This window comes from Nocardioides sp. NPDC006273 (assembly GCF_040613495.1).
Classification (GTDB): Bacteria; Actinomycetota; Actinomycetes; order Propionibacteriales; family Nocardioidaceae; genus Nocardioides.
The window spans coordinates 23,195-36,464 of record NZ_JBEXSD010000013.1; the positions used below are offsets into that span (position 1 = coordinate 23,195).

At 69.2% G+C, this 13,270-nt stretch carries 16 protein-coding genes and 4 pseudogenes; 6 read left to right on the forward strand and 14 right to left on the reverse strand.

Annotation, left to right across the window (positions count from 1 at the left end; all coding sequences use genetic code 11):
* Nucleotides 1-58 precede the first annotated feature (58 nt).
* On the forward strand, nt 59-643 hold the full coding sequence (locus tag ABZZ22_RS08020) for a hypothetical protein (protein ID WP_354928987.1): 585 nt from the start codon (nt 59-61) through the stop codon (nt 641-643).
* A 5-nt stretch (nt 644-648) separates the two neighbouring features.
* On the opposite strand, the gene ABZZ22_RS08025 is transcribed toward ABZZ22_RS08020, so the two are convergent.
* The 7 genes from ABZZ22_RS08025 to ABZZ22_RS08055 form a co-directional block, all read right to left on the reverse strand.
* Complete coding sequence (locus ABZZ22_RS08025) at nt 649-1,419, reverse strand: enoyl-CoA hydratase/isomerase family protein (protein WP_354928990.1); 771 nt, start codon at nt 1,417-1,419, stop codon at nt 649-651.
* Nucleotides 1,420-1,587: 168 nt separating this feature from the next.
* Nucleotides 1,588-1,860 carry a hypothetical protein gene (locus tag ABZZ22_RS08030; protein WP_354928993.1) on the reverse strand — a complete coding sequence of 91 codons (273 nt, stop codon included), beginning with the start codon at nt 1,858-1,860 and terminating at the stop codon, nt 1,588-1,590.
* Nucleotides 1,860-2,078 (reverse strand): hypothetical protein, encoded by a 219-nt coding sequence (locus tag ABZZ22_RS08035; RefSeq protein WP_354928996.1) that lies wholly within the window; start codon nt 2,076-2,078, stop codon nt 1,860-1,862. Before ABZZ22_RS08035 ends, ABZZ22_RS08030 begins: the two co-directional genes overlap by 1 nt.
* A 19-nt stretch (nt 2,079-2,097) precedes the next feature.
* Nucleotides 2,098-2,763, reverse strand: coding sequence for a metalloregulator ArsR/SmtB family transcription factor (locus ABZZ22_RS08040; RefSeq protein WP_354928999.1), 666 nt, complete (start codon nt 2,761-2,763; stop codon nt 2,098-2,100).
* On the reverse strand, nt 2,756-4,084 hold the full coding sequence (locus ABZZ22_RS08045) for an MFS transporter (RefSeq protein WP_354929002.1): 1,329 nt from the start codon (nt 4,082-4,084) through the stop codon (nt 2,756-2,758). Before ABZZ22_RS08045 ends, ABZZ22_RS08040 begins: the two co-directional genes overlap by 8 nt.
* Nucleotides 4,081-5,439, reverse strand: coding sequence for an MBL fold metallo-hydrolase (locus ABZZ22_RS08050; RefSeq protein WP_354929005.1), 1,359 nt, complete (start codon nt 5,437-5,439; stop codon nt 4,081-4,083). The genes ABZZ22_RS08045 and ABZZ22_RS08050 overlap by 4 nt, the downstream gene beginning before the upstream one ends.
* 55 nt (nt 5,440-5,494) lie before the next feature.
* The gene (locus ABZZ22_RS08055) at nt 5,495-6,088 is read right to left on the reverse strand and encodes a helix-turn-helix domain-containing protein (protein WP_354929008.1); all 594 of its coding nucleotides are present in this window, start codon (nt 6,086-6,088) and stop codon (nt 5,495-5,497) included.
* A 51-nt stretch (nt 6,089-6,139) separates the two neighbouring features.
* On the opposite strand from ABZZ22_RS08055, the gene ABZZ22_RS08060 reads away from it, so the two are divergent.
* The gene (locus ABZZ22_RS08060; protein WP_354929012.1) at nt 6,140-6,898 is read left to right on the forward strand and encodes an ATP-binding cassette domain-containing protein; all 759 of its coding nucleotides are present in this window, start codon (nt 6,140-6,142) and stop codon (nt 6,896-6,898) included.
* The gene (locus tag ABZZ22_RS08065) at nt 6,895-7,659 is read left to right on the forward strand and encodes a hypothetical protein (protein WP_354929015.1); all 765 of its coding nucleotides are present in this window, start codon (nt 6,895-6,897) and stop codon (nt 7,657-7,659) included. Before ABZZ22_RS08060 ends, ABZZ22_RS08065 begins: the two co-directional genes overlap by 4 nt.
* A 22-nt stretch (nt 7,660-7,681) precedes the next feature.
* Here the strand turns inward: ABZZ22_RS08065 and ABZZ22_RS08070 are convergent, their stop codons facing one another.
* Together ABZZ22_RS08070 and ABZZ22_RS08075 are read right to left on the reverse strand one after the other, a co-directional pair.
* Nucleotides 7,682-9,535 (reverse strand): YhgE/Pip domain-containing protein, encoded by a 1,854-nt coding sequence (locus ABZZ22_RS08070; protein ID WP_354929018.1) that lies wholly within the window; start codon nt 9,533-9,535, stop codon nt 7,682-7,684.
* A complete protein-coding gene (locus ABZZ22_RS08075) occupies nt 9,532-10,185 on the reverse strand; it encodes a hypothetical protein (RefSeq protein WP_354929021.1) in 654 nt (217 codons plus the stop codon). The genes ABZZ22_RS08070 and ABZZ22_RS08075 overlap by 4 nt, the downstream gene beginning before the upstream one ends.
* A gap of 118 nt (nt 10,186-10,303) precedes the next feature.
* Between ABZZ22_RS08075 and ABZZ22_RS08080 the strand changes: the two are divergent.
* Together ABZZ22_RS08080 and ABZZ22_RS08085 are read left to right on the forward strand one after the other, a co-directional pair.
* Nucleotides 10,304-10,426: pseudogene (locus ABZZ22_RS08080) on the forward strand (FAD-dependent monooxygenase); the annotation flags it as partial.
* A 29-nt stretch (nt 10,427-10,455) separates the two neighbouring features.
* Nucleotides 10,456-10,605 (forward strand): annotated as a pseudogene (locus ABZZ22_RS08085) (oxidoreductase); the annotation flags it as partial.
* A 19-nt stretch (nt 10,606-10,624) separates the two neighbouring features.
* Here the strand turns inward: ABZZ22_RS08085 and ABZZ22_RS08090 are convergent.
* Nucleotides 10,625-11,479, reverse strand: coding sequence for an aconitase family protein (locus ABZZ22_RS08090; RefSeq protein ID WP_354929195.1), 855 nt, complete (start codon nt 11,477-11,479; stop codon nt 10,625-10,627).
* Between ABZZ22_RS08090 and ABZZ22_RS08095 the strand changes: the two are divergent.
* Nucleotides 11,390-11,721 (forward strand): annotated as a pseudogene (locus ABZZ22_RS08095) (aconitase family protein); the annotation flags it as partial. The gene ABZZ22_RS08090 and the pseudogene ABZZ22_RS08095 sit on opposite strands and share 90 nt — an antisense overlap.
* A 145-nt stretch (nt 11,722-11,866) precedes the next feature.
* Here the strand turns inward: ABZZ22_RS08095 and ABZZ22_RS08100 are convergent.
* From ABZZ22_RS08100 to ABZZ22_RS08115, 4 genes and pseudogenes are all read right to left on the reverse strand, one after another.
* Nucleotides 11,867-12,136: an aconitase family protein gene (locus ABZZ22_RS08100; RefSeq protein ID WP_354929024.1), complete on the reverse strand. Its 270-nt coding sequence runs from the start codon at nt 12,134-12,136 to the stop codon at nt 11,867-11,869.
* A 177-nt stretch (nt 12,137-12,313) separates the two neighbouring features.
* Complete coding sequence (locus tag ABZZ22_RS08105; RefSeq protein WP_354929027.1) at nt 12,314-12,562, reverse strand: hypothetical protein; 249 nt, start codon at nt 12,560-12,562, stop codon at nt 12,314-12,316.
* A 39-nt stretch (nt 12,563-12,601) separates the two neighbouring features.
* On the reverse strand, nt 12,602-12,835 hold the full coding sequence (locus tag ABZZ22_RS08110; RefSeq protein WP_354929030.1) for an erythromycin esterase family protein: 234 nt from the start codon (nt 12,833-12,835) through the stop codon (nt 12,602-12,604).
* A 67-nt stretch (nt 12,836-12,902) separates the two neighbouring features.
* Nucleotides 12,903-13,259, reverse strand: a pseudogene (locus ABZZ22_RS08115) (erythromycin esterase family protein); the annotation flags it as partial.
* Nucleotides 13,260-13,270 lie beyond the last annotated feature (11 nt).

The following is a 13,270-nucleotide window of genomic DNA, read 5'->3' on the forward strand; positions in this document are numbered from 1 at the left end:
CCTCCCGTCCTCGCCAAATTTATTTCACCTTAGTGAAATAACAGACTAGTCTCCGCCCATGAAGATCGAACTGTCACCACCCCGGGCGACCACTGATTCCCCGACCTTTGCCGGCGCCCTGCTCCGCTGCTACGTCGCGACACTGCTCGTCGGAGCGCCGCTCGCCGCGCTGCTGCTCACCCCGGGCCTCATGCGGAGCCGGGTCGCCCTGGTTCCGGGCATCACCTCGTTCGGCGTCACCGCGTTCCTGGTCCTGTCGTTCCTGCTGATCGCCGTGGCGCCACGCCTCTCGGCCCGCGTCGCTCCCGGTGCCGGGTGGCGTCCGGGGCTCGTACGCAAGGTCGGGCCCGCGCTTCGTCGCGAACTGCCTCGCCAGTGGTGGGGTCGCGCCGGCGAGGCCCTGCTGATCTTCGTCGCGTCCCAGCTGGCCGGCGGCTTCATCTCCTGGATGATGCCCTACATCTGGGCCGACCCGGCCTCGACCGACGACCATGTGGCCTGGGTGCTCCACTACCCCAACTACGCGACCCAGGCCGTCTCGATGTTCCTCGTCATCTGCCTGGCGGCCGCATGGTTCGGCACCCGGCTGCGCCAGCTGGCCCTCGGCATCGACTTCGTCGACAACGGCCAGCCGGTGTCGTAGCAGGCTCAGCGCCCGAGCACCGCGCGGAGCCGATCCACCTGGGCGGTGCGTTCGGCGAGACGCTGCTCGTCGAGGCTCCGGCTCGACGCAGCCGCCAGAAGCTCGTGCGTACGCCGCACTGCGGTCGCATCGTGGGCGACGAGCGATCCGACCAGGTCGGTGAGCGTGGAGTCCAGCTCGGCCGCCGGCACCACGCTCTGGGCGAGACCGATCCGCTCGGCCTCGAGAGCTCCCACCTTGCGTGCGGTGGCGCAGATCTCGAGCGCCCGCGCATTGCCCACGGCCTCGACCAGCGGCTTGGTCCCGGCCAGGTCGGGCACCAGCCCCAGCGCAGGCTCCTTCATGCAGACCCAGGCGTCCTCGGCCATGATCCGCAGGTCGCAGGCCAGCGCCATCTGGAAGCCGGCCCCGATCGCGTACCCGTCGATCACGGCGATCGAGATGAACCTCGGGTCGGCCAGGGCCGCGAACGGTCGCTGATACTCACCGATCAGGTCGATGACCTCCTGGTCGCTGCGTGCCAGCGTCGCGACCAGGCTCCCCGGCACCTCGGTCTCCCCCGGGTCGACCAGCGCAAGGTCCAGCCCCGCGGAGAACGTGCCGCCGGCACCGCGCACCACCACGACCCGCACCTCATCCGGAAGCGACTCGAGGAACGTCGCGATCGCCGCCCACATCGCCGGATGCTGTGCGTTGCGTACGTCAGGACGGTCCAGCAGCACGGTCGCCACCGCCCCGTCGACACTCAGATCCACACCGGTTTCGTTCGTGTTCATGGCTTCGTCGTTCCCTTCGGGCCAGGAGTACGTCGCGTGACGCATCACCAACCTAGAGGACATCTACGTACACGAGCAGTGCCTACGCCTCCGGCGGGAGCGTCCCCACAGCCTCATCGAAGAGCCCTTGTAGCGAGGTATCCCACGCCGGCAGGTCGGTCGCGAGCGTCAACCAGGTGAGCTCACGGTTGATCTCGTCGTACTGGTGGATGATGAAGTTGCGGTTCGCAACGGCGAGCGCCACTCCACGCCGTCGGGCGCCAAGACACCCAGCCGGGAGAGCCGGTTCGCAGCCTCGCCGAGCTTCATCATGAGCGAGTCTCCAGCTTCCTGAAGAAGCGCGTCGGCGAGGTATGCATCCTTGCCTCGACGCACGATCTCGTCGGTCCGCACCAGCCAAGCCTGAATGCGCAGCAGCCCCTTGGCGCCCTTGAGGTCCATCAGAGCAGCACCGCATCACGCCTGATGTCGTCATCAAGCCGCGGCTTCAGACCGCCGTAGTCGACGAGGTCGATCTCGCGGCCGAGGATCTGTTCGAGCACATGTCCGGACTCGAAGGTCTGGCCCATCACGCCGTAGCCGGCGACGCGTTCCTCCGACCCGGGCGGCAGCTGCGGGTGCCGCTCAGACTCCTCGGCGTGCTCGCGCGGCGACCTCATCTTCACAGGCTAGACCCCCTCAGGCCGCTCCGTCGCGCTTCAGGAGACCTGCGATGCGCCATTCCAGTGCTCCGTCGATGGCGCGGCTGGCCCGATAGCCGCGCCGGTTGAGCAGGCGTGCGGCATCGTGCGCGAGCACGCAGTATCGGCCGCGGCAATAGGCGACGATCTCGCGGTCGTCCGGAAGTTCGCCAAGGCGGGCCGCGAGCTCCTCCACCGGGATGTGGAGCGCGCCCGGGAGATGGCCGCCGGCGTACTCGGGCTCGGGCCTGACGTCGAGGACGGCGACCTCTCCCTCAGCGATGCGGGCGAGGAGCGTCTCGGTGGTGACGGCTTCGGTGTCCTCCGGCCCCAGGTACGCGGCGCGGGCGCGCTCGGTGTGGGGACGGTGCCGCAGGGCGACGCGTCTGAGGTTGTCCCACAGGCTCGCGACGTCGTCAGCGACGAGGGAGTAGTAGATCCGTCTGCCGTCGCGGCGGGTCTCGACGAGCCCCGCTTCCCGAAGGGTCTGCAGATGGGCCGAGCAGGTGCTGACGGCGAGGTCGGCGGCGTCGGCAAGGTCCTCGACGCTGCGGGGCCCTTGGGCGAGCAGGTCGAGGAGCTCGAGGCGTCCGGGGCTGGCCAGGGCCTTGCCGACGGCGGCGAACTCGGTGAACAAGGCGTTCTTGGTGGTGCGGTCACCCATGGGAGGATCCTTCACTGTCATCGACGCCGGAGCCGGGGGCTCGGCCGCTGCGGTGGTGGGTCTCGTACATCCGGACCGCCACGACGAGTGCGGAGACCGCGCTGATGGCGGCTGCTGTCCAGACGGCAGCACGCAGGCTCCACAAGTCGGCGACCACGCCGCCCATCAGTGCGCCGACGGCGTAGCCGAGGTCGCGCCAGACCCGGTAGATGCCCACGGCTCGCCCGCGCCAGATCGGGTGTGCGACGTCCCCGATCGCGGCGAGGAGCGTCGGGTAGACCATCGCGGTGCCGGCGCCGAGCAGCATCGTGCCTGCTGCCCACCAAGCGAACGTGTCGGTGGCGGCGATCACCGCGAGGGCGCTCGCCTGGACGACCATGCCGACGCTGATCAGGCGTTTACGACCCCACCGGTCCGACAAGGCACCGGTGAGCAGCTGACCGATGCCCCAGACCGCCGGATAGAGCGCGAACAGCACCCCGATCTGAGCCACGGGCAGTCCTGCCGTGGCGAAGAGAAGCGGAAAGAGTCCCCAGGAGAGTCCGAAGTTGAGGTTGTTGACCAGTCCCGCCTGGCTCGCCGAGGACAGCGCCCTCTCGCGGAAGCTGGTCTGCACGAAGACCTCGCGGTTGTTGAGGTCGCCGTGGAGGTGGTCGTGCAGCCCGTCGGCTCGCGGAACATGACCGACGGCTTCCGCACGGGCGTGGCCTCGGGTCTCCTTGACGGCGAGGGTCGAGAGCCCGAGCGCCAGTGCGGTGTAGGACAGGCCGAGCAGGAACGGCACCGGGCGCAGACCGTAGTGGGCCGCCAGGTAGCCGGCGGCCAGGGACGTCAAGGCCACTGCCCCGTAGCCAGCGGCCTCGTTGAGCCCCATCGCGAGGCCTCGTTGCCTGGGGCCGACGAGGTCGATCTTCATGATCACCGTGGTCGACCACGTCAGGCCCTGGTTGATGCCGAGCAGCACGTTGGCGGCGACGACCCAACCCCAGCTAGGCGCCCAGATCAACATCAGGGGCACCGGAATCGCGACCAGCCATCCGGCGATCAGCACCGGCTTGCGGCCGTACCGGTCCGACCATGTGCCCGCGAAGTAGTTCGCGCCGGCCTTGGCGATCCCGAAGGCGATCACGTAGGTGAAGATGAAGGTGTAGCCGGTCAGCCCGAACTCGCGTTCGGCGAGCAAGGGCAACACGGTCTGCTGTTGGCCGACCATGCCGCCGACCAGGGCGTTGATCGCGACCAGGAGCGTGAACTGGGCAGCATTGGCCCGCAGCCCGAGGCGAGGCCGCGTGCGGTCGTCCTGGGCGTCGACGGGGGTCACGATCCCGCTTCGAGGCGGCGACCGGTGGCGGCGGCCCAGTCGTCGGGACCGCCGACGAGAACGGCGACATCCTGCCGGCCCGCCCGGGCCAGAAGACTGGCGGCGCCCATGGCGCGTTCGCCGTGGCCGCACATGACGACGGTCGGGCCGCCATGGGAGCCGCTCGCTGTCTTGTCCGGTAGGTCGCCGAGCTCGACGTGAGCAGCACCGGGGAGGTGGCCGGCAGTGAACTCGCTGGTCTGCCGGATGTCGAGCACACTGGCACTGCCGATGTCCGGGGCGGTGACGAGTGGGATGGAACCGGTTGGATGACCGGCTTGCATCCAGGACCGAATGCCACCCTCGAGTTCGCCGATCACATGGTCATGGCCGATCTTGCGGGCCTGCCAGAGGATCTCGGCGGGGTCCTGGTCGGCGTCGCGGACGATGACCAGTGGCTTGGCGCCAGGCAGGAGCCATCCGAGCCAGGTCGCGAACACCGGTCGCAGCGGGATCGACACCGAACCCGGCAGATGGGCTGCGGCGAAGTCCTGGACCGAGCGGACATCGACGATCTCGGCGCCGGCCTCGCGCAGCCGGGCAACCGCGCCGGCCGACAAGCCGGGCAGCGAGTCGCCCTTGACGAGTCCCGGTCCGCGACGGTTGATCTCGCCGAGGGTCAGGAAGTACGGCGGGAAGCTGCCGAGGGAGTCGAGCAGCTGTTGGACGAAGGCATCCTCGGACTCCGCACGAAACAGGGAGTTGGTGACCCGCTCGGCGCCGATGGTCGAGGTCCGCTCCGCGCCCGGAGGTGCCGAGCAGAACGAGCCGGCGCCGTGGGTGGGCCACACCGCGACGTCGTCGTCGAGCTCGGCCAGCCGCCGAAGCGACCTGTATTGAGCACGGGCGAGCTCCTCGGTCCGGTCCGGCGATACGAGGTCAGTGCGTGCCGCTGAGCCCACGATCAGGGAGCCACCGGTGAACACGCCGAGGACCCGCTGGTCATCGAGCAGCTCGAAGGCGATGTGCTCATGGGTGTGGCCCGGGGTGGCCAGTGTCCGCAACCTCAGTCCGCCGAGGTCGACGTCGTCGCCGTCGGAGAGGCCCCGGTGCGGGAATTCCCGGCCCCCGGCCCGCGACGCAAGGATGCTCGCCCCTGCGTCGACCGCCAGCTGGACCGCCCCGCTGAGGAAGTCGGCGTGTAGATGGGTATCGGCGGCGAAGGCGATCCGCAGGCCACGGCGGTCCGCTTCGGCTCGAATCGCGCGCAGGTCGCGGCTCGGATCCACCACAAGCGCCCGCCCGTCGGACAGGTCCACCAGGTAGGCGGAGTTGCCCAGACCTTCGTCGACCATCGGGATGACGGAGATGCCCATGACTGGATCCTATGTCATTCCAAGGAATATTGGAATGACGCCCCCGTCGGAGCCCTCAACGCGGCACGTCGCCGTCCTGAACACCGGCAGCCGCCGCGCTGATCCCGTGGATCGCAGCACGGATTCGTCCGGCGGCGGCGTCCGGGTCGGGCTGGCCGTTGTCCAGCCAGGCGATGACCGCGTCGGTGGTCACGGCCGGAATCAGCTGGGCTGCCCAGTCCAGCCACGGCCCCGAAGGAATCTGCTTGGCGAGGTTCGTACGCGCCACGGTCGTCGCGGCAGTCGAGAGGGCGTCGGTCAGGTCCCTGAACTCACGCTCACGGTTGGCAAAGCGGAAGAGCAGACGGAACGCATCAGGGTCTTCGGCGGCAGCACCAAGGAGCGCGGGGATCGCATCGTCCTCGAAGTCGTCGGTGCCCACACGCTCGGCGAGCCGCTCACACGCCCGATCGAGGATCGTCCGATAGAGCTCCGCCTTGGAGTCGAAGTGCCGATAGAGCACGACCCGGGTGATCCCGGCTTCCTTGGCTATGTCATCGAGACCGGTGTCGGCGAACCCGTGCCGCGCGAACGCACGCGTGGCAGCCGCCAGGATCTGGGCACGGCGTTCGGCACGCGGCAGCCGCTGCTTGGACGAAACGTCGGGCATGCACCCCTCCTTCACTTGTGTACTTTGAAGTATACATCTATCTTTGTTTACATGAGAGTATACAAAGGCATTGGCTCGATGACGCGTGAGCCGGTTGCACGCATCGAGGCCAACGGGTTGACCAAGCACTTCGCCGGCATCGCGGCCGTCGATGACGTGAGCTTCACCGTTGAACCCGGCTCGGTCACAGGATTCCTCGGGCCCAACGGCGCAGGCAAGACCACCACACTCCGGATGTTGCTCGGCCTGGTACGTGCTGACCGCGGCTGGGCGACCATCGGCGGGGTCGAGTACCGAGACCTCCCGGCGCCTCTCGAGGTCGTCGGCGCCGCCCTGGAGTCCACCGGATTCCACCCCTCTCGCACCGGCCTCGACCATCTCCGGATCTACACGAGTGCCGCCGCCCTGCCGGCCTCACGCGCCGCGGCGGCGATCGAGGCGGTCGGCCTCAGCAAAGCCAGGAATCGGAGAGTCGGCGCCTACTCCTTGGGTATGCGGCAACGCCTCGCCTTGGCCACCGCGCTTCTCGGTGACCCTGCGGTCCTGATCCTCGACGAGCCGGCCAACGGGCTCGACCCTGAAGGCATCGTCTGGTTGCGCAGTTTCCTGAGGGAGTACGCCGCCACCGGGAGGACCGTGCTCGTCTCCAGCCACGTGCTGACCGAGATGCAGCAACTGGTCGACCGAGTGGTCATCCTCCATCGAGGCCGTGTGGTGCAACAAGCAACCCTGGCAGAGCTCGCCGGCACGCACGGCGATCTCGAGACCGCCTTCTTCGAGCTCACCACCGGCCAGGAGGCCCGACGATGAGATCCCTGATGGCCGCCGAGGTCCACAAGCTTCGCTCCACCCGGCTGTGGTTGTGGTTTCTCCTGGCCGCGATGGCACTGACTGCTCTCTACGTGACGCTGTTGATCGGCTTCAGCGACGACCCCGACACCTTGACCGCGCCGCTGAGCACGGCCTTCGGCCAGCAGACCCTCTTCGCAGTTGCCTCGGGCGGAGCCAACACCCTCGTCGCCGTCTTGGCAGCTATCGGCATCACCGGGGAGTTCCGCCACCGCACCGCAACCGCCACGTTCCTCACCACGCCACACCGCGGGAAGGTGGTCGCGGCCAAGCTCGCGACCTACGCCGCCGTGGGCGTGGGGTATGCGGTCGCATGTCTTCTGGTGGTCGCCGCCATCGCATGGCCCTGGTTGGCTGCCAAGGACATCGACATGGCGGTCCTCGGCAACGGGCTTCCCGGCACATACGCCGGGGTCGTCGCCGACGTGACGATCTTCGCCGTCGTCGGTGTCGGCCTGGGCGCCCTGCTGCGCAACCAGGTCGCCACCGTCGTCGGACTCCTCGTCTACCGCTTCGTCGCCGAGCCCATGCTGACCGCCGTTCCGGCCATCTCCGGATGGACTGCGTACCTGCCCGGGTCCGCCTCGGCAGCCCTCACGCAGGTCTCGCTCAGCACCCAGGACTACCTCGACCCCTGGCTGGGCGGGCTGGTGCTCGCCGCGTACGGCCTGCTCTTCGCCGTCGTCGGCACTCGCGTCTCGATACGTCGCGACATCACCTAGATGATCGGCCATCTCGAGGCCATCACAGGGCGATCTCCGGTCGCACTCGCTTGGGCGTCCAGACGCGCTGCCGGCGGGCGCCGTAGCTGGTCAGCAGCAGTGCGCCGACGAGGAAGGCGGCCAGGACGAGGACATCTGTGAGGACCCGTCCCGACAGCCCGCCGTACATCAGCTGCCGCAGCCCGTCGACGGCATAGCTCATCGGCAGTACGTGGTGGAGCCAGTGCAGCGGCTCGGGGATCGTCTGCCACGGGAAAGTGCCGCCGGCGGTGACGAGCTGGACGACCATCAGGACCAGGCCGAGGAACTGCCCCGGTGCGCCGAGGAGCGCGTTGAGCATGTGCACGATCGCGATGAAGGTCGTGGAGGTGAGCAGCAGGAAGCCGAACGTGCCCAGCCAGTTCACCGGGGTGATGTCGACGGCGAGACCGACGACCACGAGCACGACGACCATCTGCGCGGCGCCGATGAGGGCCGGGGTGAGCCAGCCTCCCAGCGCCACTCTCAGCGGGGTCTGGTTGGCGGCCAGTGCGCGGGTCGAGATCGGCCGGACGAGCAGGAAGAGGACGTACCCGCCGATCCAGGCGCCCAAGGCGAGGAAGAACGGTGCCAGCCCAGCACCGTAGGAGGACGCTTTCGCCTCGGAGACGGAGTCGATGGCGACCGGGTCCGCGATCGTCGAGGCGATCCGGTCGCGCAGCTCCTCGTTGGTGGCGGGTGCCTGCGCGGCGCCGTCCCGCAGCCCCTTCTTCAGGTCGCCGGCGCCGGTGGCGAGCTGGGCGGCACCGTCACGCAACTTGGTCGCTCCGGTGCTGAGCTCGCCGGCCCCGTCGGCGGCCGAGGAGACCCCGGCGACGAGATCGGGCATTGCGTCGGCGAGCTGCTCGTTGCCGTCGGCGACCTGGTCCGCGCCGGAGGCGAGCTGGTCGAGCCGGCCGGAGACGTCGCCGACCCGCTGGTCGACCCGGTCGAGCGGGGCGGATCCGCGGTCGTAGATGGCAAGCACCTCGGCTCGCTGCTGCTCGTCCAGCCCCTGCGCCTCGAGCCGGGCATCGAGTGCGTCCCGATTCGACTCGTACGCCGCGACGGCATCGTCGACGGCGGTCGCCGCCCGCTGACCGGTGGCAGCGATCTCGCCGTTGGCGTCGGCGACCGTTCGGGCGCCGGTGGCCAGCTCGCGTGTCTTGGCGGGCAGATCGGCGACCTTGCCCTCGATCGTGTTCAGGCCGTCCTCGAGGTCGCCCGCTCCGGTGGCCAGCTTCCCGGCGCCGTCGCGGAGCGTGCCCGCGCCCTTCTCCAGCTTCGCGGCACCGTCGGCGGCCTTCGTCAGGCCCGAGCGGAGGTCGGAGATGCCGAGCAGGAAGCTGGCCGCGGCCTGCTCGGAGACCTCGCTGGCGATGGCGTCGCGGACCTTGTCGGTGACGTTGGTCGCGATCGTGGTGGACAGGTAGGAGTTGGCGTCGTTGGTGATGACCTGGATCTGAGCCTGCTTCGGGTCGAGCCGCTCCGCGCCGGTCAGCGTCCGGGAGAACCCTTCCGGGATCCGCAGCGCGAAATAGTAGTCGCCCTCGCGAACGTCTTCCTCCGCCTCGGCCGCGGAGGTCTCCGACCAGTCGAAGTCACCCGATTCCAGGAGCTTGTCGGCGACCTCGCGCCCGGCGTCGATCTTCGTGCCGTCGGTCGTGGTGGCCCCGGTGTCCTCCACGACGAGTGCCGCCGGTAGCTCATCGAAGTTCGCGTACGGATCGTGATTGGCGTAGAGGTAGAGCCCGGCGTAGAGCGTGGGAACGAGGACGAGCGCGACGATGACGAGCTTGGCCAGACGGCCGGCCGTGATCCGGCGCAGCTCGGTCAGAGCGATACGCAGCGAGTTCATGCTTCCTCCGTCGGGCCGATGGTGAACGTCCGGACTCCGGCCGGGATGACGACCGCACGACTCGCGGTGACGAGGACACCGGGCCGGCTCTCAGAACCGGCTAGGTCCCTGGCTATGTCCAGCCACTGTGCGACCGGCAGCCCGAGCCGCTCAGGGTAGGTGAGGACGAGGTAGCGGGTCCCTGGCCGAAGCAGCGCCATCCGTCCCAGGATCTCCAGACGCGGCGCCGACGGGACGTCCTCCGTGGTGATGCCCGGCGCGAGGTCGAAGTCCCCCAGCCAGCGATCGATGACCTCGGCGCTCGGCTTGTGCTTCGCCATGGCGAGCTCCTCGCCGAGGATCGTGCGGAACGGCACCACCTCGTCCGGCTCGGAGACCCCCGGCACATCGACCAGCGCCACCGCAGCCTGCAGGACCCGGGGCGACGCGTCGCCGGCCACCTCCACCCTGCCCGCGTCCAGCGGGAGCCGCCCCGCCAGCGCCAGCGCCAACGACGTGTGACCGCCCCCGGGCGGACCGACAGCCACCGCGACCTCTCCACCGTGCACCGTCACCGACGTGGTCGGGAGCAGGTCCCGAGTCCCCTGCCGAACCCGCACGCCGAGGGCCCTCAGCCTCGTCGTCTCCTCTTCGACCGCGTCCTCGCTCATGGCCAAACCCTGTCACCAAATGTCGGCAAAGACCGTCAGGCACAACGATCCGGCCGCAGCCGCGCCAAGAACGTCGTACCGTGACTTCAGCCGTACGACGCGAACGGAGGTTCCCGCGATGCCCGATGTCGACGTGGTCGTGGTGGGAGCCGGTCCGGCCGGCCTGAGCGCGGCCGACAGGCTCACCGGTGCCGGCAGGTCCGTGGTGGTGCTGGGGCCAGGGACCGGGTCGGCGGCCGCACCGAGGGGGCAGTCCTCGAAGGGCATCCGATCGAGCTCGATGGGACCTGGATCGGCGAGGGTCACACCGAGATGTACCGGCTCGTCGACGAGCTGGGTCTGGAGACGTTCCCGACCTGGAACGACGCCGGCGAGCTGCTCGTCGACCTCGGCGGCAAGCAGTCCCGGCTCGGTCCGCAGAAGGGCGCGACGCCCAAGCTCAACCCGATCGTCCTGGCCGACCTCGCCCCAGGGCCTGGCCCGCTACGAACGGCTCGCGCGCAGCGTCGACGTCGAGCGTCCGTGGGCTCATCCGAAGGCCACGCTGCTGGACGGGCAGACCTTCGAGTCGTGGATTCGTCGCAATCTGAGGACGGCGACCGGTCGTTCCTAGCTTGGGGATGTTGCTGCGATAGGGCAGCACCCGGGCGCCGGCCGGGAGGATCTCGTCGGTGGAGAGATCGTCACCGACCGTCAGCAGCACCGGGAGCTCGAGGCGATCCGGCAGCGGTTCGAGGTCCGGGAGGCTGGCGATGTTCGGGCCCTTGACCAGCTCCGCCTGCACCGCCTCGTCCGGCGCAGGCGGCGGCTCGAGCTTCTCGGTGTTCACCGCGGACACCGTCGGCAGCTCCACGGTCGGGTAGTCGAGACCCAGGAGGTCCGGCAGCGTTCGAGGGTCCGTGATCGTGCCGGTCAGCGCCGATGCGGCCGCGGTCTCGGGCGAGCAGAGGAAGACCGAGTCGTCGGAGGTGCCCGAGCGACCCGGGAAGTTGCGCGGCATGGTGCGCAAGCTGTTGCCACGTCGCGACAGCGCCTGGCCCATGCCGATGCAGCCCAGGCACCCCGACTGGTGCAGCCGGGCGCCGGCCGCGATCCGGTCGAAGGCGCTGCCCATCCGCATCAGGTCCTGCAGTCCCTGCCGCGAGGTCGGGTTGACGTCGAAAGACGCCCCCGGGCGATCGCAGGTGAGCCGGTCTACCTCACGATGCCGGAGATCTGGGGCGTCGAGCTGACCGGTGAGCTGCCGCCGTGGGTCAGCGCCAAGGACGTCATCCTGGAGATGCTGCGGCGGCACGGCGTCAAGGGCGGCGTGAACCGGATCGTCGAGTACCACGGACCGGGCCTGTCCGCCTTGACTGCGATGGACCGCACGTGATCGCCAACATGGGCGCCGAGCTCGGGGCGACCACGAGCGTCTTTCCCGCCGACGACCGGGTGCGCGCCTTCCTCGCAGCGGAGATGCGCGAGGACGACTTCACCGCCATCGCCGCCGACGACGACGGGGCGTACGACGTCACCGAGTCGATCGACCTGTCCACGCTGGAACCGTTGATCGCCCGACCCGGCTCTCCAGGTGACGTGGTGCCGGTGGGCGAGGTCGCGGGGGAGAGGGTCGAGCAGGTGGTGATCGGCTCCTCGGCCAACCCGGGGCTGCGCGACTTCGCCATCGCCGCCGCCATCGTCAAAGGCAAGCAGACCGACCCGGGGCGACCTCGATCCCGCCGACGCCGATCGCCAGCATGCCCAGTGAGCCTGCCGCGGGCGTGTGGCTGTCCGAGCCGACCATCGTCTTGCCCGGGATCCCGAAGCGCTGCATGTGCACGGGGTGGGAGACGCCGTTGCCGGGCTTGGAGTACCACAGCCCGAACCTTCGGCACGCCGAGTGCAGAAACGCGTGGTCCTCGGCGTTCAGCTCGTCGGCCTGCAGCAGGTTGTGGTCGACGTACTGCACCGACACCTCGGTCTGCGCCCCGCTGCAGGTCCAGCGCCTCGAGCTCCAGCATCACCATGGTGCCAGTGGCGTCCTGGGTGAGGGTCTGGTCGATGCGCAGCCCGATCTCGGTGCCGGGTCGCATCTCACCGGACTCGAGGTGCGTGGAGATCAGCTTCTGCGCGACGTTGAGCCCCATCACGGCGTCTCCTCGTGGGTCGGGGCGTCGGGCAGCACGTCGGCGTACCTGTCCAGGATCTCCTCGTCGGTGGTCTGCCCGAGCTTGCGGGCCACGAACGGCTCGAACGGTGCGTCCAGAGCCGTCGCGACCGCGTCACCCACCAGAATCCCTCCCCACGGCAGGGCCAGCACTACCGGGCGCTCCAGCTGCTCCCGCTCGAGGCGCTGAGCGAGACGTTGTCCTGCATCCCTCCTGTCCTTGAACATCCGATCCTCCTTTCGATGGATCAGCCAGGTACCGGTCAGCTAGGCACCGAATGGCCACACCTCGAGCTCACCCTCTCCGGACGCCAGGGGCCGGAGCGGGTTCAACGCGGTCGTCTCGTCGACGACGCTGCCGTGATGGCTGGCGAATCCCACCAGCACGGTGTCGGGCTCGCCGTACCGTTGGCGCACGAGCTGGCCGACGTTGACCATGCCGGCGTCGGACATGGCGGTGAAGCGCGCGTCGCCGATGTGGGTGTTGTGCTCCCAGACCACGGCCTTGACCGCAGCCTCGACCGGTTTGTCTCCGCAGCGCTTCTCGTGGTGTCGGGACCAGCCGGTCGAGAGTGTCGGCCATGTGGATGTCGCGGACGTTCCAGGACTCGGGGCCACCGCGCACCATCGCGCGGTAGTAGGCCTCCGCGCTGACGACCGCGCGGGCGTTCTGTTCGGCGGCGAATGCCTCGTCCGCGTCGCCGTCCGTCCGGCCCGCTGTGGCCCGCTTCTCCAGCACGTCCCTGAGGAGCGACACCACCTCCGGCTCGCAGGTGTTGGGAACGAGCCGCGTCGCGCGGGGATAGGCCTGTGGGTCCTCGGCGTACGGCTCGAGGCACCGGCAGGCCTCCAGTGCTGCCTCGACGTCGTCGGGCCGACGAATGCCGGACGCCTCAGTGCCGAATCCAGAGGAGAACGGAGAAATTCACAACCGGA